The sequence below is a fragment of the Legionella sp. ST3F1 genome (assembly GCF_048553315.1).
Classification (GTDB): domain Bacteria; phylum Pseudomonadota; class Gammaproteobacteria; order Legionellales; family Legionellaceae; genus Tatlockia; species Tatlockia donaldsonii.
Window position 1 is genome coordinate 1 of record NZ_JBLZIO010000018.1, and the last position, 20,612, is coordinate 20,612.

Below are 20,612 nucleotides of genomic sequence, written 5' to 3' on the forward strand. Positions count from 1 at the left end.
TGGAAAACGCTCTGGGAGGGATGGTTTAAACTCCAAGAGCGTTTAGAAGGTTACTTGTTGTACAAAAAATCGGCAGACATCTGATCAAGAGACAGTTGCTTGCAAACGGGTTACAGGACTACACGGAGCAAGGTTCTTTTATTTCACTTTCTTTTCTGGCGACTAAGAACTGTGGCAGGTATTTATTCAATGACTCAACCAACGTTGCAGCTTTTTCTACGTGCTGGGGCTGATTCCTATCAAAGCGTCGGAAACTAAACAGATCTCCCGGCGCACTGGCTGATAAAAGGTTAGTTAATAAGCTATCTATCGCCGCATCACTAATCTTTTGTGGTTTGTCTTTTTGAAAGGCTGCGATTTTTTGCGGTAACAAAGTGATATCATGTAAATTGTGGAAATGCACAAAATGTTGCTCGTCTGAATAATATGCGCCACTAACAATTGAACATGCACCAGCGAGCGCACTTTGAAAACCAATAGTACCGGTAAACGTCACTGTAATTGGACATTCTTTAATTAAATGAGTCGCTGGAGCAGCATAAGGAACGAGAACAACATAAGGTAATTTTGCCAGCCTCTGCATAACTTCCCGTTTTCTGAAACCAAATTGCAAGGGATGGTCTTTAACAAAAACAGTATAGCCCGCTTGACCAAGAACCTTAGAAATTTCCTCGACTACTTGTTCATTATTGAGCAGGGCAAGATCATCAAGCCAATAATCCAGAGAAGCCTCGGGAAGTAATTGTAATGCTAAAAAAACCCGCTTATCAGGGGCGACCTCAGCCAATCGCTTTTCCCAGTCCTCATGTAATAGGTTAAGCACTTTATAATCAGGCCAACGCGGTTTATGATCCAGGCGATTTAAAGCTTCGAGATAATGCAAATTCAATTTATCGCGCTTTAAATGGCGGATCAATTCGAACGCTGCCCCACGTAATTTAAAGTATAAAAAGGTACGCCAATACTGCAGACGACCAAATTTTTTACTATTGTTCACGTAGGATGGCGTAAATGAGTCATTGACTAATTGTTTTCTGGCTTTCTCAATTTCCTGCATCTCAGGTTCACGTAAATGAATCAATTTCCCTCTTACCATAAACATAACATGGTCGGGTACAATCGATGCTGTCAAACCCAAAAACGGTATATTGTAAGATTGCAATACTCGGTTTAAAACATCCAAAACATAACGATCAATAATAAAAGTAATCAGTAATTTTGGTTTTTCCTTTTTTATTAATGCGTCGAAGGTTAGCCACATCGCACCTATCATTGCTAAGGCTTGAGCTTTTTGTTGATTGCGTAAAACTCGGCAACGACGAATGATATCATCACAAAGTGCAGGGGAAAAATGCTGGATGGCAATCTGAGCACAATCCTTTTCACGTAGATTGGCATAAAAATCATCAACGATACAAATATCTCCCTCACCACGCAAATCACTTACCAGGCAAACAGACTTTGTAAAGTTTAAGCTATCCGCCAAATACTGCCACCAAGGGCCAGTGTTATGGTGAGAAAAAAACATTACATCGGTCATTATTATTTATCCTATAACTAAAAAATCAGGAGCTCAATTTGCTTTGAGCAATAGGCTTCACACCAACTCCCCTTAACATGACTGCCACAACAACGAGAGAAGCAAAAATGAGAAAACTATTAGAAACCCCCAAGGGTCCATTAAAGATACTGACCACAAGCGAGGTATAGCAAAACGCTAAAATTAGCTGCGAACCTAATCGAGCCGGATCTCTGGCATACTTGGCACTAGTACCACTGACGCATCCCCAGGCTGCAATAAATAGAATTGCTCCTATCAGTCCGAAATCCAGGAACCAGGCTCCCCAGGCAGTCGTATAAAAACCATAGATTTTAGTATCAACCATATTCTCTTTCATGGTAGACAAGACGGTGTTATTAGCGTAAAAAACACGTAATAAAGGCGATAAAATACCAACCTGGTAAGTTCCCCAATAGGGTGTGTATGTTTTATGATTGTCTATTATCTTGCTTAAGCTAACCACCCCATTTGTGAGATACATTGAATTTGTCATAAGTGTCATCGCCGTATCTTTACTGACTATATCATCCTCAATGAGTGTCGTTATCCATTGTTTTGGCGCAGCCCCCCAACTTTCCTGAACAACAAAGTTCATAAAGTCATTATAAGAAGTCTGATTGGAATTCTGTCTACGCTCAACCAGGACATGATTGCTGTATAAAGCAAAACAAATCCCCAGCATAAGCAATTTCGCCAATAAGGCATGTTCTCTGGGGAAAAACGTTTTCCCATGAAATTTTCTTATAAAACAGCAGGTCAACAGAAGAAAGAATAAAATAAATATTGGCATCCGCCCGCCATACAATAAAGCATAGATGATGGGTGAACTGGCAGACAGCTGGGCAAAACGGGCTACTGAAGGTTTGATCTCGGCTGCATTAATCACCAGCAGCATTAAAGCCGGGTAACTAAAAGAGAAAAATGGATAGCCCAAATACAGCCAAAATGAACGGTGAACATCCACACCCTTGTCAAGTTGCTGAACACGCAGTTCACGGATAAACGCTAAGCCATGGGAATAATCCAGGCCGCTCAATATTAGCTTGTCATAAGTCAGGCACAAAATACCCAATAAACCAAGCAGAGAAGAAAAAAGAACAACCCGATTAAGGTGTTGCGTTGAAACCACAACAGCAGCCTCATGACGGACGGGGAAAAATCGGGCAGATCGCTCGCCCAGAGTAAAAACCAGCAATCCACCCAGGATGAAACCCCAAACACCGAAGCCAACTGGTTTCAGATACTCAATCGGTTGAATATAAAAAACAACCAGTAACATCAACCACATTAAATAAAGAAAGTAGCTAGGTCTTGTAAAAAAAAACCGGGTCATACAGTACCTGCCAAAGAAACTTTATTTTCACTAACAAACTTATCCAAATATATTTTCTTTAATTCATCCGCTAAAACCAACTTCGGTTGCCATCCAGTTTTACTGATTTTGTCCGTATTCAATAGTTTTTTCGGCGTACCATCAGGTTTGGAGCTATCCCATCTGACCTCACCTTTATAATCGACAATTCGACAAAGTAACTCGACCAGTTCTTTAATGGAAATATCTTTGCCATAACCAATATTGACCAGTGGGCCGCTTACCGGGCAGTGAAGCAATTCATCATATTGGGCATCCGGTAAATTTAATAAAAATACCGCTGCATCACCCATATCATCACTATGCATAAACTCACGTTTAGGTGCACCAGAACCCCACACATCAACAAACGGCGCATGAGAAATCTTCGCTTCATGAATTTTTCGCATTAAGGCCGGAATGACGTGAGAAGCTTGCAAATCATAATTGTCATTTGGACCATAGAGATTTGTCGGCATAGCGACCAAATACTTGGTGCCATATTGTCGATTAAACGATTCACACATTGAAATGCCTGATATTTTTGCGAGCGCATACGCTTTGTTGGTAGGCTCAAGCGGGCCGGTTAACAAATGCTCTTCGCACATGGGTTGTGGGCAATCCCGTGGGTAAAGGCAAGAAGAGCCTAAAAACAATAAGCGCTTGACCTTATTTTCCCAGGAAGCATGAATAAGATTAGTTTGAATAATTTGGTTTTGATAACCAAAATCAGCAGGATAGGTATTATTGGCAACAATACCACCAACCTTTGCTGCGGCCATAAAGACATATTCAGGACGTTCCTGAGCAAAAAATGCATGAACCTTTGCCTGGTCTGTTAAATCAAGCTCACTCTTCGTTCTGAGTAACAGATTCGTATAGCCTTGCCTTTCCAGGGCTCTAACTAATGCTGAACCCACTAACCCACGATGTCCGGCTACATATATTTTGGCATTATGATGCATATCTCACTCACTCATTACAATTCGTAAAATTGGGTCTGTTACCCTATCTACTGGCTTGGCAACAGCCCCTGGAAGCCCTCTTCCACGATGCGCAGGTCATTTTTCATAACCATTTTCTTTAATAAATTTATCTCTGCAAGCGATTTCATAATCTGCGCGAATCATTTCTTCTACCAACTCATGAAATTGAATTCGTGGTTCCCAACCTAATTTCTGACGCGCTTTACTGGCGTCACCCAATAAAGTATCTACTTCAGTAGGCCTGAAATAGCGAGGATCAATGGCAATTCGGCATACACCATCACTGTCGTAAGCCTTCTCGTTAATCCCCTCACCTTCCCAATGAAGCTCTAAATCAATTTCCTTCGCGGCCAAATTGATAAATTCACGTACACTATGCTGTTCACCGGTTGCAATGACAAAATCCTCTGGCTTTTCTTGCTGCAACATCAACCATTGCATCTCAACATAGTCTTTGGCATGCCCCCAATCACGCTTGGCATTGATGTTTCCTAAATACAAACATCCTTCTAAACCACATTTGATACGCGCAAGACCTCGTGTAATTTTTCTCGTCACAAAGGTTTCACCGCGAATGGGTGATTCGTGATTAAACAAAATACCATTGCAGGCAAACATATTATAGGCTTCACGATAATTCACTGTTATCCAATAGGCATATAATTTAGAAACAGCATAAGGTGAGCGAGGATAAAAAGGTGTCGTTTCTTTTTGGGGGGTTTCCTGAACCAAACCGTATAATTCAGAGGTAGACGCTTGATAAAATTTGGTTCTTTGCTCAAAACCCAAGATCCGAATGGCTTCTAAAATACGCAATGCGCCTAAAGCATCCGAATTGGCAGTGTATTCCGGCTCCTCAAAGGAAACAGAGACATGACTCTGCGCAGCCAGATTATAGATTTCATCCGGTTTGGTTTGTTGAATGATACGGATTAGACTAGTACTGTCAGTCATATCACCATAATGGAGAATAAGGCGAAGATCCTTTTCATGGGGATCTTGATACAAATGATCAATTCGACCTGTATTCAGTAGGGACGATCTACGCTTAATGCCATGTACTGTATAGCCCTTGTTGATAAGGAACTCTGCTAAATAGGCACCGTCTTGACCAGTAACCCCTGTAATTAATGCCGTTTTCACCAAACACCTCGTGATATATCTGTCAGTTACGAAACAAATTCAATAGTCTCAGTTTTACCTGGCCCTAAACCTAATTGATTGTTCTTTCGTTGTTCTTAAATTTATGGCTGGCTAACAACTACTTTTAGTAAAAGTAGTTCACACCCTACCATAAACATCCTGGAATCGGACAATATCATCTTCGCCCATATATTCCCCACTCTGTACCTCAATCATAACCAGATCAAGCACACCAGGATTTTCCAAACGATGCTTATGACCAGCAGGAATATAAGTCGATTCATTCGTTCTGACAAACATTTCCTCCTCGCCATTGATGACCTTGGCCATACCACTCACAACAATCCAATGCTCACTGCGATGATGATGCATTTGTAAACTAAGGCTTGCTCCCGGCCTTACTTCTATACGTTTGATTTTGAAACGTGGCCCCTCTTCCAACACAGTATAGGTTCCCCAGGGACGATGCACTGTACGATGCAGTTTATGTGCTTCATGACCTTGTGCTTTCAACTGCGCATAGATACGCTTCACATCTTGGTCACGTGATTTATCCGCGACCAACAACGCATCGGGCGTATCAATAATGAATAGATTCTCAACCCCCACCGCTCCAATCAAGCGTTCTTTACTGCGAATATAACAATTCGATACGTCATGGAGCAGTGCCTCGCCTTCAATACGATTTCCCTGTGCATCAGGCTCAGCCAAATCACCTAACGCATTCCAGGAGCCAATATCGCTCCAACCGATGCTACACGGCACAACAGCAACTCGCGCTGACTTTTCAATAATGGCATAATCAATTGAGTTTTCAGGAACGGTGCTAAAACTTTGGGCATCCAGTTCCAGTTGTGAAAACCCTTTTCCTGTTGCCGTATGAGATTGTTCCAGGCACGTTTTAGTAGCGAGAAGAATATCCGGGCAATAATGCTCCATCTCCCGCAATAAGGTCCCAGCGGAAAAACAAAACATCCCTGAATTCCACAGAAAACGTCCTGAATCAAGGTATTCTTGTGCTTTTAGCAAGGAAGGTTTTTCAACAAAACTTAATACATTGGTGCCATCCGCTTCGATATAACCGTAACCAGTCTCAGGGCGATCAGGCTGAATACCAAAAGTAACCAACTTGCCTTGTTCAGCCAGCTCAACCGCTCGTGCAATTGCTACCTCAAACGCTTCCTGTTCGGAGATAAGATGATCGGCAGGCAATACCAGCATCAGTGTATCTTCATTATACCCATTAGTGATGCGCAAGGCTGCGGCAGCAATAGCAGCGGCTGTATTACGACCAAAAGGCTCGAGAATAAAAGACATGGTCAGGCCAGCTGCATTCACTTCCCGAAACTCGTCTTCTGTTTTGAAAAACAGTTCCCGATTGGTGACTGTGAGGATTTCCTCAACGCCGGATAAAGCCGCTCCCCGCAGAAAAGTCTTCTGCAATAGGCTTTGCCCATCAGCCAGGCGAATAAATGGTTTAGGATGCAATTCACGGGAAACCGGCCAAAGCCTGGAACCTGCTCCACCACATAGAATTGTCGGTATCAAACGCATTGACACTCCTTGTTTCTTGCTCTTAATTCACTGAGAATACATCCACACTGACCACTGCGCTCACATAACCTTGAGGAATAGAGGCTAACGAGACTATGTGTACAATCTTGTGGACGCGAGTTGTGTCTGCGCGAAAAAAAGCGGATTATTATAAAAAAATTTATACTTGTCAATTTCCTACAAAATCCTGTTTTATACCATTGCCTGCGGTCCGTCGTTATTTCGCCAGCTTTTCGGCCAGGATAGTAGAAACGGTAACAGACCCTATTGGTTAGGAAAAAAATCATATTTATTATTCTTACTATTCTTCTTTATCTTAACGTCAGGGTATAAACCTACGGCAACGGAATCATCGGGCACATCTGTATTTCTTATAAAGGTATTACCGGCGATACTGACATTATTACCAATATGGCACTTACCGATCACCGAGCTTTTAGCATATAGCACGACTGCCTGACCAAAACGAGGATAGACACTATTTACATCCGTTCCAACAGTGACATTCTGATAAACGACCAAAAAATCCGAGTAATGCGCGTTTCCAAGAATAGTGCCTACCGGGTGGACAAACAAAAACACCTTTGGAAGCGCAATAGAATAAAAAGCATCAATCCCATGTAAGGCTTTATTCAGTAAAAATGCTTTTTCCGCCACATTGATAAATTGCTGCCGATAGGCTTCATTGGCAACGAAATACAAAAACATGGCATAGTGATCAGAATTCAAATGATTAAATACCGTCTGCCCTTCATCGAAATAATATTTTTTGCGAATATGAGAAAAGCAGTAATCCAGCCGTTCAATCACTGTCGGCATTATCTGGGTGATATTATCCTTTACTGGCACCCCATCGGGATAAAACGTTTGTAATTGTTTTGCCAGGTACTCACTGAGCGAGTGTAGTTCAATGGTTAATTTCATTTAGTCAGCTTCATGGGGATGCCCTGATTCAACAAATAGGAGCGGGCACGAATTGGGTTATTATCACCGAAGTGAAAAAGGCTCGCGCAGGCAACCGCATCAACCTGGGCTTCTTTAAACGCATCAACCAAATGCATAAAAGTACCGGCGCCGCCGGCAATAATAAGGGGTCGATCCGTATAGCGTCTCACCTCTTTGGCTAATTGCAAATCATAACCATTCATCATGCCATCGTTATCGATAGAATTCATAACAAATTCGCCAGCACCTCGTTCAGTCATTTCCAGGACAAAATCACGTAACGACTTGGTTGATTTTTGCATACCACAATGGCTGTAAAGAGAATAGTTTCCATTATCCACTTTGACATCCAAGCCTACTACCACACATTGCCGGCCAAACAAATTAGCTGCTTCGCCAATTAAATCGGGTGTGGTATGCGCTGCAGTAGTAATCGAAATCTTATCTGCACCTGCCAACAGTAAGCGGCGCATTTTTTCAATCGAATCAACACCCCCCCCTACTGACAAAGGCATAAAACATTCTGCTGAAACCGCATTGACCGTTTTCTCCAAAATGTCAAAAGCACTGCCTTTCCGATTAGCATCAATATCCCAAAAAAATAATTCATCCGCATTTTGTGCATTGTAAATTCTTGCTGCTGATACCGGATCACCGGTGTCACGAAAATTCTCAAACTGTTTGCCTTTAACCATTCTGCCATTACTCAACAACAGCGTTGGAATGATTCGCTTTTTTAACATGCCCCACCCCACTCACAAAAATTCTCAAGCAATAACAAACCGTTATCTTGACTTTTCTCAGGATGGAATTGAATACCAACTACATTTTCCTTAACTACAATAGCGGGAAATTGCTTACCATAATCAGTTAAAGCCAACACATTGCCTGTATCACTGGCATTGAAAAAATAAGAATGAACAAAATAAAAATCCACATGCTTTTTCAGGTTGTTACAAAGGGGATGGTCAAAATTAAAGGTCAGGGAATTCCAGCCAACATGAGGAACTGGCAAATCAGGAAGATCAAGAAACTCAACCTTGCCATCAATCAATCCCAGGCCTTTAGAGTAGCCACCCTCTTCACCTTCTGTAGAGAGAATCTGCATACCCAAACAAATTCCAAGTAAGGGCTTTCCTTCTTGTACATGTTTCATTATGACTGTGTCTACTTCAAGCGCCGCAATATTCGCCATAGCAACTGCATAAGAACCAACACCTGGAATAATCAGATGGGAACAGCGCTCAATTGCTTGGGCAGTTTTCACAATTTCAGGTTCATAGCCCAAATAGCTCAAGGAATTATAAACTGAATTAATATTCCCCATGCCATAATCTAAGATGCCTATTATTTTATCCATTCACCTTCTCTATACCACTTAATCGTATCCCATACCGGTTTCGCTTTCGGATTATTTTCAAAATCATGCTCATAAGGCGGTATGGCCATTTGTTTAACAATTGTATTAAATTCTTCTTCAGTAAGACCAACATAGCTTAAAAAAACATCCAACGATTCAGGTCGTTGCCCTTCCATCGCATTCCACTTTTCAGCGTCTTCTTTGGTGATCTTGTTGTTACGTAATTTAATTGAATTAATTTGCGTAATACGACTATAACCCCGCTTGATGTATTTAATGTAATCACGGGTACCTTGCATGAAGCACTCAATCTTCTCACCGGTGGTGTTCACTTCGTTGGGCACACCTTCTAACTCATCTGCCTGCCAGCCAAGTTCCTCTTTAATCCACTTGGTATTGGCTTCATAATCCCAGGGAATAAAACTTCCCAAACAGACTGATGCATACCCCAGTTTTTTTAATTCACTTAATTTAGGATAAGTAAACGGATTCAAATCACGCCGATCGATTGGATCTTCAGGGGTATTAATCATACCGTACATATCATCGGCTGATATTCCGAGGTTTCTAATCATGTTGAATTTTTTCTCATCCTCATACTCGATTTCGTCGTTCAGATAATCGTAGTAAGCGGTTAACTCAGCCTGGGGCTCACCCCAAAAAATAAGTGGAACATTGTATTTAATGGCGATTTGCATCGGATAGGAATAAATGCCGGTATGGCAGTGCCAGCAAAAATCCGTTTTACGGATGAATGATTCGAGCATGAGTTTTTTTACGATTTTCCAATTAGGCGTGAACTCGATCACATCAACCCCTAATTTCTTGAAGGTCCGCTGATTATTCTCATTAATCACCGAACGCATAAAACCGTGATTAAAGCGAACAACCAATGGTTTTATCTTGTATTCCTTCATCAGGTATAAGAGTTGAAAAGTACTATCTTTCCCGCCGCTAAAAGGAATAATACAATCATAATCACCCTTGCCACGGTATTTCTCTATCAATTGATCCAATAGCTTTTTCCTGGCTACCCAATCAATTTTTTCTTTTTTAATTTTCGCTGAGTTACAAATGTTGCAACATCCATGCTCATCGAATTCGATGGTTTCGTAAGTTTCTGGTAGTAAACAATTAGAACAACGCTTAAGTTTCTCAGTCATAAAACACCTAATTAAATTGTGAATCCATCATCTACGATAAGATTCTGGCCATTAACATAGCTCGACAGATCAGACAGTAAATAAATTAAGGAGCCAGATAAATCGCCTTTATCCAACATCCCTTTATTGAGGCACTCCTCTTTATAAGCGCTTACAAAAGAAGCGGGTTGAGCATCCAAAATGCCTCCGGGGCTTAAAGAATTAACTCTGATTTGTTTACCTTTAAATGATTTTGCAAAATACTTAGTCAAATGAATGATACCCGATTTTATTACAGCGTATTCAACAGGCATAGTCATCGCGGTATTCTCATAAATTTCAAATTTGGGCGCTACAACACCATAAATAGAGGCAATATTAATCATATTGCCATAACCCTGCTGCATAAAATAAGCAGCAAATTGCTGGGAAGTCAGGAAGTATCCCCCCAAATTAAGAGTTATATTTTCACAGAAATCGCTATATTCGACCTCCATCAATCGCCGGCCATAATTTTTATTTCGCGGATAAGCGTTATTGACCAACGCGTCTATTTTCCCATATTTTTCCGAAACTGTTTTAACCGCATCAAGAATGGAAGTTTTATCTGTAATATCCAATGTTACAAAATCAACCCGCCCTTCCGGGTTCTGTTGACTTATCCTTTCTACAACATCGAGTGCTGCTTCCTTATTATGATCAGCAATGATAGCAATACCGCCATTCCTGGCAATTGCCTGAACAAATTCGGCTCCTAAAAGGCCTGCTCCGCCAGTAACAACAACAACTTTATCGTTTAGTACCTGATTCATAAATCTACTCTGTACGACCCATTTTTAATTATGACGTCTGAAGACCGGCTTGATGATCTCACCTTGCAAATAACCTTCCGTTGAACCTTGTTCAATAGCATGCGCATAAATTTTAAAAGTCTTTTCAAGGGCTGCTGCCGTTTTTTGTAACTCGTTATCACCATGCCGATAACTCAAAGCGATCCAGGGCATCAGCACCCCGTTCTTGATCATTTCCTGCGAAAATAGGGTACGGAATGCTAAAGAAGTCTCCCCTTTCGCATCATACGTTGCATACCAGGGCGAACATTCTATCCCACCTGCCTTAAAGAAATCGGCGATACCTGCCTCTGCAGCCTTCTGATTCATTAACGCGATTAAAGACTTACCGTAATTCCATATATGTTCCACAACCTGATGCCGTTGCATAAACTCCACTGTTTTTACGAAAGCACCGAGGCCGCACATTTCAGCACCATGGGTTGTCGACAGTAGAAACAGACGCTCACGGCCAGGAAATTCAATTGAACCAAGCTCCATAATTTCACGCTTGCCTGCTATCGCTGCTACAGCAAAACCATTCGCCATTGCTTTGCCAAAAGTACAAAGATCCGGTTGAACGTTATAATAATTTTGCGCACCCTTCAGATCCCAACGAAACCCGGTGATCATTTCATCAAGGACAAAAACAATACCATGCCTCTTGCATAAGCGCTGAACATCATGAAGATAGGTTTCACCGGCGTGAGTAAGCGATGGCGCTGGATGCTGCATAGCACTTGGCTCCAAAACCACGCAGGCTATTTGCTCCGGATATTCCGCAATAAGCGCTTCCAATGAAGCAAGATCGTTATAGCTAAAAAGTTTGGTTTGCTCAATGACATTAGCAGGTATACCACGTTTTATCGGCGTGGAACCAATAAACCAATCATCGTAGGAAAAAAAAGGCTGTTCGGCACAACGTGCTACCAAATCGCGACCAGTATAAGCTCTTGCTAATTTAACGGCAGCTGAAACAGCTGTTGAGCCATTCTTAGTAAACTTCACCATGTCAACGCTATCAATCAGATCCACTAATAATTCAGCGGCTTCCAATTCGATCATCGACGCTCTGGTCAGATTATTACCATTCCTAATCTGCTCAAAAGCGGCCTGATCGATTTCATCTTCTGCATAGCCAATATTGACTGCTCGCAAGGCCATACCATAATCCAGGTATTCAATCCCCTTGTCATCATAGGTATAGGCCCCTTTTCCGCGTACCATAATTTGCGGTGCATTTTCAGGATATTGGTCATGACCGCGCGAATAGGTATGAGCGCCACCAGGAATTACGTGCAACAGACGCGATTTAAAGTCGTTTTTCATTTTTATTCCATTCAATGGCCAGGGGTTGTTTACATTTCGCTAGTTGGAGTGCTTATGGTTTGATTTTCGGGCATCGCAGCGGAGCGCAGAAAATCAAGCCATGAGTCCCCCGAGATAGTAGAAATGTAAACAGCTCCTGGTTTTAAATTAATAACTCTTTATTTTTCAATATGGTTTCTATTTTTAAGAAGTCTAATAGCGTATCAACTTCCAAAGACTTCCATGCAGGAACGATATAAGGCAACGTGCGTTCGTGGTAGAAAGTTTCTGTCTCAAGGTATTTTTTAATGTCTGATATATAAAGCGAACCCTCAAAAAAATACACATCATCCACATCCTGCCTACGGATAGGTTTAGCAAAACTTTCCCGGTTATAAGGCCGCAAAAAATTATCATCCCCTATTGTTGCACAGTAGACAGGATGCGAAGCTTCCACTTTACTTGCTCCAACGATTGATAATCCCTCACCAGCCACCAGCGTTTCCAGAGCCTCGTCAACATCGGACGCTTCCGTTAAAGGGGAAGTCGGCTCCAGCAAGACAAAATAATCGTAAGGCCCATCCGTCTCAGCACAGAATTTAATGGCATGAATGACTGCTTCTGAGGAAGGCGAAGTATCCCTGGCGAATTCGGCTGGGCGCATAAAAGGCACCTCAGCGCCATACGCTAACGCTACTTTAGCTATTTCTGGATCATCCGTTGTGACGATAACCCTGTCAACATAGCGAGAACTTAACGCTGTCTTTATAGGCCAAGCGACTAAAGGAATTCCATTTAAAGGGCGAATATTTTTCCCAGGCAATCCCTTACTTCCGCCTCTGGCCGGTATAATTGCCAAAACTTTTTTTTGCTTAATCATCTTAAAAACCTAACAGACTAACCTCTTCCTGTGCTCTTTTAAAATCGTCCATACGCCCAATATCTAACCAATATTCATGGATGGGAAACATATTAACACTTTTTCCCTTGTCAATGTGATGTTGGAGCAAATCAGGCATATCAATACGCACACCCGGTAAAACACTACGCGCAAAGTCAGGAGAAAGTAAATAAATTCCCGCATTAATGAAAGAACGATGCACCGGCTTTTCAACAATTGAAGTGACTCGATGGCCATGAAAATTCAATACACCAAAAGGTACTCGATGCTCATACTCACGCACACAAATAGTTGCTACCCCTTCATGCTCGTTATGAAAATCCAATAAATTCTGAAAATTCAGGGAAGTTAGCAAATCGCCATTCATCATGAATATGGGTAAATCAATTTCGTCATGAGGTAACAACCCCAAAGCCCCACCGGTACCAAGTGGGTGTTCTTCATGCACATAGCGAATCGTAACCCCCCAGCGACTACCATCACCAAAGTGTTTTTTGATCATCTCAGGCATAAAATGGGTCGAAATAAAAAAGCGATGGAAACCCGCATCAATAAAACGTTCAATAATTAGCTCTAAAATAGCTTTGTCACCCACTTTAAGCAACGGCTTTGGACACTCTTGCGTCAAGGGATGTAAACGCGTACCAAATCCACCGGCGATGAGAAAAACAGGATTATCGCGATGGCGTTTTCTTAGGATATCATGCAAGGTTTCCAAGCCGACCACTCGCCCATCAGGAGCTACAATGGGCAATTGCAGAAGCTGGTATTTTTCCATCGTTGCCAGGATGAGTTCTTTGCTCCAATCAGCATCCGCCTTTTTGGGAGTCTCACACATCATCTCTCGTACTGGCAAATCTAAAGCGAGATGTTTAATCAGGGCACGCCGTATATCCCCATCCGTTACCGTTCCTAATAAACGGCTTTGTTCATCCACAACAAGGGCGATTCGCTGTGCACCTCGATCAAGAATTTCTATTGCTTCACTAATTGTTGTATCGGGTTTTATGAGTAAGGTTTCCCAATTTATCATTTTTCATCACCGCAATATGTTTCTAGGCTGAACTCTGTCCGGCGTATTAAGGCCGGTAAGACCAATTGTCCTGGTGCTACATCCCGTACAATAGAAGCACCAGCCCCCACTACTGCATCGTTACCTACCCTGGTTCCCGGAATCAAGGTAGCTCCACTGGCAACAAAAGCACGTTTACCAACGTATACATTGCCACACAATACCGCACCTGGGGCAATATGAACATGATCCTCAATGACACAATCATGATCAACAGAGGCGCGCGTATTAATGATCACATTATTACCAATCCTTGCATCAGCCTGGATCACTGCACCAGCCATAATTTGTGTCCCTTCCTGCAGATGGGCATCCGGATCGACGCAAGCTGCCGGGTGCACAAGTGCAGGGAAATAATAACCTTTTGCTTTCAATGTTTCGAAAATACGCTGCCTGCTATTCGTATCTCCCACGCGCCGCCCAACCGCATTGACCAGAGCAACTTCGTCAGGATTGAATGCAGTTAAATCCTCTCCAGTCCCAAGAACTCGGATATCCCGCCAGAAATTTGCTCCTTGATTTACCAATTCAGGAGCACATACGCCCAATACAGGTAAATCCAGCGCCCTGACCAACGAGAGCAAAACCTTAGCATGCCCTCCGGCACCAAGTAAAATTAAAGGCCTCTGAAACTTATTTAAAATCATAATTCAAAACCTCACCAGGTTCATACGATTTACTGCTGGTAGAACCAATTAGCTCCCAAAACAAATTAGGTGGTAAACCGCCGCCAGTTCTTGCTGTAGTTAAATCACTACGCTCAATGACTTTACCCGCCGGTAAATGGTGGGCGGCAACAATCGATTGCCTGGCTGCCCGTCGTGTATCCCATTCACTGGTTTGTGGTGCCTTGATGGGACTGCCTAAGGCAATTTCCAGGGCGCGAATATCAGACACTAATTTTTTGAGTTCATCCACCTCAATAGAGGCTTGATGATCAGGTCCAGGCAACGTCCTATCGAGGGTAAAATGCTTTTCAATCACTCTCGCACCACGAGAAACAGCTGCAACCGGAATCACTGTTCCTTCAGTATGATCAGAATAGCCAACATCCAAACCAAATGCTGCCGCCAGAGTATCCATTGCACGCAGATTCACTTCATGCCAGGGCGTAGGATATTGCGAAGTACAGTGGAGTAGAGTCACATGGCCTTTTAACATTTCCCGCCTCTGAGGATTAGACCAGCATTGCCAGACCTCATCGATTCTGCGCGGCTCCTCTGGGAATTGCAACGCATGGGCTACAATCGCCAATGCTTCCTCAACCTCTGCCAACGTAGCCATTCCAGTAGAAATAATCAGCGGCTTACCTGTTTTAGCAAAACGCCACAGTAAAGGCGCATTGGTCAACTCACCTGAAGGAACTTTATAAACCGGTAAATTGAGTGATTGTAAAAATTGTAAGCACTGCTCATCAAATGCTGTTGATAAAAATTCAATCCCTCTTGCCCTGGCATGCTTTTGCAAATCGCTGTGCCAGGCTTCGGGTAACTCCAGTTTCGCGAGCATGTCCAATTGAGATTCTGCTTTATCGGTCGTTGATTTTTGATAGTTAGCTTTTTCAACTTTTTTGCTGGCTAGTCTGCTTGCCTTAAAGGTTTGGAATTTTACCGCATCAGCACCCGATTCAGCAGCCGCATCGACCAACTGAAAAGCAAGATCTCGACTGCCATTATGATTTACACCCGCTTCAGCAATAATATAAACCGGTTTTTTATGGTCATGCATAGTGAAAATTCCAATCTTGAAAGTGTTTTACAGTTGATAATTGATAGTTTTTAAGCACAGGTAAAATTCGTCCTGATACCTCCCCATTACCATAGGGATTAATGACTTGACGGCATTTTTCCTTGAACGCCGGGCTTAATGCTTTACCCAAGGCTTCTTTAATTGCGGGATAATCAGTCCTGCAATGAACGATAGAATCAGCGGCCAACCGTCCCTCCTGCCGCAAACCGATATTTACGGTTGGCACCCCAAAAGCAGGAACCTCAATGATACCGCTTGACGAGTTACCAACCACCGCTTCAGCATGTGCGACAGCACTCAGGTATTTTTTAAAGCCAAGTGATTTCACTGCAAAAGCTCGTCCCGGATTAGTTTTACAATAATTTTCCAACAGTTGAATAATAATGTGGCCGCCATTGTCTGCATTAGGATACGTGAAAAGTACCTGATGGTTCGGCCAGTCATCAAGTGTCTGTAACAAGGCTTTAAAAGCGGCTTCCACAGGTTCATCTGCATTGGTTGCAGGATGATAAGTCACTAAAAAATAAGGCTCATGAAGGGGAATTTGCAATTCACCTGCCAATCCGGCCGATGAAAGACAAGCTGTTTTTATCGTGTGCTCCAACCCCAGTGCACCCACATTAAATACGCTGCCAGGTTCCTCCCCCATTTGTATTACGCGGCGACGATACTCTTCAGCCGCCACAAAATGCAAGGATGATATTTTGGTAACCGCATGCCGTATTGAATCATCATAGGCACCCAAAGTTAACTCACCCCCATGGGCATGGGCAATAGGGATTTTCATGATTAATGCAGCTTGGGCAAGTGCCAGGGTTTCAAACCGATCACCCAATAAAAATAAAATGTCCGGATTGAGGCGGGACAAGGCATCCGCAAAACCGATAGTGGCAAGACCCATTGACTTTACAACGCCCACAGGGGAGTCGGAAGCCAGTAGCATTTCGACTTTTTCATCAATGTTAAAGCCATCCGCTTCAATTTCTTTCCAGGTTTCTCCAAACTGCGGAGCCAGGTGCATACCACTTACTAACAGCTGTAAGTCCAAATCACTACTGTCCTGAATTGCTTTCATGAGCCAATACAATAAGCCATATTCTGCCCTTGTAGCTGTAAAAACCGCGATCTTACGCATGGACATCTCTCTGAATGACAACAGAACTTGGTAAATTAACCACTCTCTCAGCAAACCATTCTACGTTACTGAGTGAACCACTCAATGCATTTTTAAACATCGGTAACTGATGCATAGGTTGCCAGATCGGCCTGGTCATAACCCCGGCCTCATTGGTTGCTTTCAGCAACTCATCACGCTGTTGCTGATTCTCGCATATCACCGCATTAAGCCAATAATTACTACGGCAACCCTCAGGCTCGGATATAAATTGTAACGAGGTATTTGCTAAAAGCGCCGCATAATTTTTTGCTAACAAACGCTTACTTTCTATAAAAGAATCCAGTTGCTCTAATTGGGCACACCCCAATGCTGCATTGATATTGGGCATACGGTAATTAAAGCCTGTTTCATCGTGGAAAAATTCATAGGGATGAGGTTTTTTAGCCGTTGTTGTTAAATATTTTGCCCGAATACCCAGCTCTTTATCTGCTAGAATCATCCCACCACCACCGGTGGTGATGATCTTATTTCCATTAAAACTCAGAACCCCTATCTTCCCAAAAGTACCTGTGTGGCGGCCTTTGTATAAACTACCGAACGATTCAGCAGCATCTTCAATGATCGGCACATGCCAGCGTTCCGAGACATCGAGTAAACCATCAATATCTGCCGGGTGCCCAAACGTATGCATAGGCACACAGGCGCGGATAATACGGTTATCTGCTCGATGACGACAAAGGCCTGCCTCATCAATAAAAGCAAACTCGTCCAGCCAGGCATCAACCGCTTGTGGTGATAAACCGAGATTTCGCTTATCGACATCTAAAAATACTGGCTCTGCCTTGCAATAACTAATAGCATTACAGGTCGCGACAAAGGTCAATGGCTGGGTCAGCACATAATCCCCCTGACTGACGCCAGCTAGAATTAAAGCCATATGCAGGGCACTGGTACCATTGACCGTGACTACCGCACTGGGGCTACCCGTGTAGGCAGCCATTTCCTGTTCAAATTTATCAACGTAGGCACCTACGCTAGAGACAAAACTCGAGTCAATAGTAGCAAGCACGTAATCGCGTTCATTGCCAATGAATTTGGGTGCATGCAAAGGGATAAAATCATCCGTGCGGTATTGTTCACGAATAAACTGAATGAGGAAATTAAACATAATAATACTCAAACATTATAAATATCTGCCTTGTATTTGGCTAAATTATCACTCGAAGTAAACCATTCGATTGTTTTTTGTAACCCTTCACTGATAGAAAACCTTGGGGCAAACCCGGTTAGATTACGAATTTTACTGTTATCGCACCATAGTCTGGAAACCTCTGATTTTTCCGGCCGCAAACGTTGCTCATCGAGAACAAACTCAACGTTGCTCTGCATGAGCTCTCGAATAAGATTCAGTGTATCGCCAATAGAAATCTCATAGTTTGAGCCAATATTCACAACCTCACCGACAGCCTTGTCGCAACGGGCTAACTCGAGGAAACCACGGCAAGTATCTTCAACGTAATTAAAATCGCGTGTTGGAGTCACATCACCTAACTCAATTCGATCCCGGCCACTGGTAATTTGGGCAATAATTGTTGGAATGACTGCACGCGCAGATTGTCTTGGCCCATAGGTATTAAAAGGTCTTGCAATCGTTAATGGCAGATTAAAGGCGTTAAAAAAACTGATTGCCATTGCATCTGCACCAATTTTAGAAGCGCTATAAGGGGATTGCGCTTGTAAAGGATGCTTCTCGTCAATGGGTACGTATCTTGCCGTCCCATAAACTTCGCTAGTGGATGTATGGATAATACGCCCAACCTCGTTTTCCAGGGCAGCCTGACAAATATTTAACGTACCTTTAACATTGGTGTCGACGTAACTGTCTGGCGCAACATAAGAATAGGGAATTGCAATTAATGCCGCCAGGTGAAATACAACATCCACGCCTTTGGTAATGTGTTTACAATAATGAGGATCACGAATATCCCCTGTTAAGACTTCAATATCATTTAAACAATGAATGTCTTCAAGCCAACCCCAATAATTAAATGAGTTATATTGAGAGAGTGCTTTCACTTGGTAACCTTCCCTCACTAATAACTCAGTAAGATGAGATCCGATAAAACCATCAGCACCGGTAACGAGCGCTTTCATCCAACTATCCTCATTTCAAATTCAATTCTTGATAACAAAAATCATGGCACGAAGCAGGGCTCCGGCCATGAACCAATTCAGAACAATAACGTGATTTAGCCAGCTTTGGCGAACTTGCAGTTATTTTTCTGCCAATTCATTTGCACGATTTGTTGCAAAGACTGCTTGCATAAGTACCAATGCCACACCCAGCACGAAACCCAGCGTTAGAGAAAAAGCCAGGATCAAGCGTTTCCTCGGCGCTATAGGGGTATCCGAAATATCAATATTGCCATCCAGGCGAAACACAGCAACATCCGCAGGGTTTATAGTAATCTTACGTAAAAAATTATATTCACCTTCTAACTTACGCAATTCCGGCGCGAAAGCGTCGTCAGATTGCCGTGCATTGAGGGTATCTATTTCTGCCTTCAGTACTTTGCTGCTACGCCCTAACAACCTGGCGTTCTTCAAAGAACCGGTTTGGGGCGGCAATTTACCCTCTGACTCCATTACCTGAGCAACATTTAAGGCCTCTTGTAATTGCTTAATGCGATCATAACGTTGTTCTTTTGCTATCTCACGCACGGTATTGATTCTCTGCTCGAAATCATGAGCCAGGCTTTGGTTTTCGCTCTTGACAATGTTAAGCATGTTACTGATTGCATCTTGTTTAACGACATCAATATAACGTTCTACCCATTTTGCTGCTTCTGCAACATTCGTACTTCTGGCTACCACCGTATATTTAATCGGAGATTTAACGTCTTCTTTAACGGTCAAGATACTACTGAAACCTTTATAAAGTGCGTTTAAAGCTGCTTTATTGCGTGGTTTAACTGGCAATGTGGGTAAATAGGCTTTATTAAAGAGAGTCCACATACTTGCCTGGGATAACAAGGAAGAGGCAAATACCTGATAAACATCTTTTACCTGGAAAGGTTTTAATAATGAATTCTTGTCATACGAACGGCCATAATTAAAAGGAGCAATATCCCCAGCTGTTGGCGGTACAATATAGGCTTTAGCCTCAAAGACTGGCTGGGTATTCCAAATCTTCAAACATCCAATTGCTGTAGTTAAGACGATGACGAAAAAGATAACCCATTTTTTTTGCCATAACAGACGCAAGAGTGCTACCACATTAATTTCATCGTTGCTGTAAACTGCCGCAGTTTGCTGTCCTCTCACATTTACTCCTTAAATTCACTAAACCTGATCCTAGGCATCCTCGAACATGTGCGATAGTATCATTCACAACAAAAAAAATCTCGAATTGTCTTATTTTTATACTATTTTACCGTCTTGCTGCCCTCGTCCGATAAATAATCAAAAAAAATACAGCCATAGCTGTATTACCTATTATAAAATGATTGCCAAACCTTTAGCTCTACAGGATAATTCAAACTCTTTTTGCTGATTTTCATCGTTCGAAACAGGGAAAAGCAGGCCAAAACCCA

Annotated in this window: 19 protein-coding genes; all 19 read right to left on the minus strand. The window is 42.5% G+C overall.

Features of this window, described 5'->3' with window-relative positions:
* Positions 1 to 118 precede the first annotated feature (118 nt).
* The gene (locus ACN4Z1_RS12035) at positions 119 to 1,540 is read right to left on the minus strand and encodes a hypothetical protein (protein WP_419388259.1); all 1,422 of its coding nucleotides are present in this window, start codon (positions 1,538 to 1,540) and stop codon (positions 119 to 121) included.
* Positions 1,541 to 1,565: 25 nt separating this feature from the next.
* The gene (locus ACN4Z1_RS12040) at positions 1,566 to 2,840 is read right to left on the minus strand and encodes a hypothetical protein (RefSeq protein ID WP_419388258.1); all 1,275 of its coding nucleotides are present in this window, start codon (positions 2,838 to 2,840) and stop codon (positions 1,566 to 1,568) included.
* Positions 2,841 to 2,890: 50 nt separating this feature from the next.
* Positions 2,891 to 3,877 carry a GDP-L-fucose synthase family protein gene (locus tag ACN4Z1_RS12045; protein ID WP_419388257.1) on the minus strand — a complete coding sequence of 329 codons (987 nt, stop codon included), beginning with the start codon at positions 3,875 to 3,877 and terminating at the stop codon, positions 2,891 to 2,893.
* A gap of 96 nt (positions 3,878 to 3,973) precedes the next feature.
* Entirely contained in the window at positions 3,974 to 5,041 is a 1,068-nt protein-coding gene (gmd, locus tag ACN4Z1_RS12050) for a GDP-mannose 4,6-dehydratase (RefSeq protein WP_202972487.1), read from the minus strand.
* Between the two features lie 138 nt (positions 5,042 to 5,179).
* Entirely contained in the window at positions 5,180 to 6,595 is a 1,416-nt protein-coding gene (locus tag ACN4Z1_RS12055; protein WP_419388256.1) for a mannose-1-phosphate guanylyltransferase/mannose-6-phosphate isomerase, read from the minus strand.
* A gap of 264 nt (positions 6,596 to 6,859) precedes the next feature.
* Complete coding sequence (locus ACN4Z1_RS12060) at positions 6,860 to 7,519, minus strand: serine acetyltransferase (RefSeq protein ID WP_228364416.1); 660 nt, start codon at positions 7,517 to 7,519, stop codon at positions 6,860 to 6,862.
* Positions 7,516 to 8,283 carry an imidazole glycerol phosphate synthase subunit HisF gene (hisF, locus tag ACN4Z1_RS12065; protein ID WP_419388255.1) on the minus strand — a complete coding sequence of 256 codons (768 nt, stop codon included), beginning with the start codon at positions 8,281 to 8,283 and terminating at the stop codon, positions 7,516 to 7,518. The genes ACN4Z1_RS12060 and hisF overlap by 4 nt, the downstream gene beginning before the upstream one ends.
* Positions 8,277 to 8,900 (minus strand): imidazole glycerol phosphate synthase subunit HisH, encoded by a 624-nt coding sequence (hisH, locus tag ACN4Z1_RS12070; RefSeq protein WP_228364418.1) that lies wholly within the window; start codon positions 8,898 to 8,900, stop codon positions 8,277 to 8,279. Before hisH ends, hisF begins: the two co-directional genes overlap by 7 nt.
* Positions 8,888 to 10,063 (minus strand): N-acetyl sugar amidotransferase, encoded by a 1,176-nt coding sequence (locus ACN4Z1_RS12075; protein WP_115220842.1) that lies wholly within the window; start codon positions 10,061 to 10,063, stop codon positions 8,888 to 8,890. Before ACN4Z1_RS12075 ends, hisH begins: the two co-directional genes overlap by 13 nt.
* Before the next feature lie 11 nt (positions 10,064 to 10,074).
* Positions 10,075 to 10,854, minus strand: a complete 780-nt coding sequence (locus ACN4Z1_RS12080) for an oxidoreductase (RefSeq protein ID WP_419388254.1) — start codon at positions 10,852 to 10,854, stop codon at positions 10,075 to 10,077.
* A gap of 24 nt (positions 10,855 to 10,878) precedes the next feature.
* Entirely contained in the window at positions 10,879 to 12,201 is a 1,323-nt protein-coding gene (locus ACN4Z1_RS12085) for a glutamate-1-semialdehyde 2,1-aminomutase (RefSeq protein ID WP_419386587.1), read from the minus strand.
* Positions 12,202 to 12,343: 142 nt separating this feature from the next.
* The gene (locus ACN4Z1_RS12090; RefSeq protein WP_419388253.1) at positions 12,344 to 13,060 is read right to left on the minus strand and encodes an acylneuraminate cytidylyltransferase family protein; all 717 of its coding nucleotides are present in this window, start codon (positions 13,058 to 13,060) and stop codon (positions 12,344 to 12,346) included.
* 1 nt (position 13,061) lies between these two features.
* The gene (locus tag ACN4Z1_RS12095; RefSeq protein WP_115220838.1) at positions 13,062 to 14,114 is read right to left on the minus strand and encodes a nucleotidyltransferase family protein; all 1,053 of its coding nucleotides are present in this window, start codon (positions 14,112 to 14,114) and stop codon (positions 13,062 to 13,064) included.
* Positions 14,111 to 14,800: an acetyltransferase gene (locus tag ACN4Z1_RS12100; protein ID WP_228364422.1), complete on the minus strand. Its 690-nt coding sequence runs from the start codon at positions 14,798 to 14,800 to the stop codon at positions 14,111 to 14,113. The genes ACN4Z1_RS12095 and ACN4Z1_RS12100 overlap by 4 nt, the downstream gene beginning before the upstream one ends.
* Positions 14,787 to 15,881, minus strand: coding sequence for an N-acetylneuraminate synthase (neuB, locus tag ACN4Z1_RS12105; RefSeq protein ID WP_419388252.1), 1,095 nt, complete (start codon positions 15,879 to 15,881; stop codon positions 14,787 to 14,789). The genes ACN4Z1_RS12100 and neuB overlap by 14 nt, the downstream gene beginning before the upstream one ends.
* Positions 15,874 to 17,037 (minus strand): UDP-N-acetylglucosamine 2-epimerase, encoded by a 1,164-nt coding sequence (neuC, locus tag ACN4Z1_RS12110; RefSeq protein ID WP_228364424.1) that lies wholly within the window; start codon positions 17,035 to 17,037, stop codon positions 15,874 to 15,876. The genes neuB and neuC overlap by 8 nt, the downstream gene beginning before the upstream one ends.
* Positions 17,030 to 18,187, minus strand: coding sequence for a LegC family aminotransferase (locus ACN4Z1_RS12115; protein WP_419388251.1), 1,158 nt, complete (start codon positions 18,185 to 18,187; stop codon positions 17,030 to 17,032). Before ACN4Z1_RS12115 ends, neuC begins: the two co-directional genes overlap by 8 nt.
* A gap of 8 nt (positions 18,188 to 18,195) precedes the next feature.
* A complete protein-coding gene (locus tag ACN4Z1_RS12120; RefSeq protein ID WP_419388250.1) occupies positions 18,196 to 19,173 on the minus strand; it encodes an NAD-dependent 4,6-dehydratase LegB in 978 nt (325 codons plus the stop codon).
* 120 nt (positions 19,174 to 19,293) lie between these two features.
* Positions 19,294 to 20,343, minus strand: coding sequence for a Wzz/FepE/Etk N-terminal domain-containing protein (locus ACN4Z1_RS12125; RefSeq protein WP_419388249.1), 1,050 nt, complete (start codon positions 20,341 to 20,343; stop codon positions 19,294 to 19,296).
* Positions 20,344 to 20,612: the final 269 nt, after the last annotated feature.

Excerpts from the sequence above, each read along its gene's own strand:
- neuB (WP_419388252.1), bottom strand. The coding sequence starts at position 15,881 with ATGCATGACCATAAAAAACCGGTTTATATTATTGCTGAAGCGGGTGTA.
- ACN4Z1_RS12100 (WP_228364422.1), bottom strand. The coding sequence starts at position 14,800 with ATGATTTTAAATAAGTTTCAGAGGCCTTTAATTTTACTTGGTGCCGGA.
- ACN4Z1_RS12085 (WP_419386587.1), bottom strand. The coding sequence starts at position 12,201 with ATGAAAAACGACTTTAAATCGCGTCTGTTGCACGTAATTCCTGGTGGC.
- ACN4Z1_RS12080 (WP_419388254.1), bottom strand. The coding sequence starts at position 10,854 with ATGAATCAGGTACTAAACGATAAAGTTGTTGTTGTTACTGGCGGAGCA.
- ACN4Z1_RS12075 (WP_115220842.1), bottom strand. The coding sequence starts at position 10,063 with ATGACTGAGAAACTTAAGCGTTGTTCTAATTGTTTACTACCAGAAACT.
- hisH (WP_228364418.1), bottom strand. The coding sequence starts at position 8,900 with ATGGATAAAATAATAGGCATCTTAGATTATGGCATGGGGAATATTAAT.
- ACN4Z1_RS12060 (WP_228364416.1), bottom strand. The coding sequence starts at position 7,519 with ATGAAATTAACCATTGAACTACACTCGCTCAGTGAGTACCTGGCAAAA.
- ACN4Z1_RS12040 (WP_419388258.1), bottom strand. The coding sequence starts at position 2,840 with ATGTTACTGGTTGTTTTTTATATTCAACCGATTGAGTATCTGAAACCA.
- ACN4Z1_RS12095 (WP_115220838.1), bottom strand. The coding sequence starts at position 14,114 with ATGATAAATTGGGAAACCTTACTCATAAAACCCGATACAACAATTAGT.
- neuC (WP_228364424.1), bottom strand. The coding sequence starts at position 17,037 with ATGCGTAAGATCGCGGTTTTTACAGCTACAAGGGCAGAATATGGCTTA.
- ACN4Z1_RS12090 (WP_419388253.1), bottom strand. The coding sequence starts at position 13,060 with ATGATTAAGCAAAAAAAAGTTTTGGCAATTATACCGGCCAGAGGCGGA.
- ACN4Z1_RS12055 (WP_419388256.1), bottom strand. The coding sequence starts at position 6,595 with ATGCGTTTGATACCGACAATTCTATGTGGTGGAGCAGGTTCCAGGCTT.
- ACN4Z1_RS12120 (WP_419388250.1), bottom strand. The coding sequence starts at position 19,173 with ATGAAAGCGCTCGTTACCGGTGCTGATGGTTTTATCGGATCTCATCTT.
- ACN4Z1_RS12115 (WP_419388251.1), bottom strand. The coding sequence starts at position 18,187 with ATGTTTAATTTCCTCATTCAGTTTATTCGTGAACAATACCGCACGGAT.
- ACN4Z1_RS12045 (WP_419388257.1), bottom strand. The coding sequence starts at position 3,877 with ATGCATCATAATGCCAAAATATATGTAGCCGGACATCGTGGGTTAGTG.
- hisF (WP_419388255.1), bottom strand. The coding sequence starts at position 8,283 with ATGTTAAAAAAGCGAATCATTCCAACGCTGTTGTTGAGTAATGGCAGA.
- ACN4Z1_RS12035 (WP_419388259.1), bottom strand. The coding sequence starts at position 1,540 with ATGACCGATGTAATGTTTTTTTCTCACCATAACACTGGCCCTTGGTGG.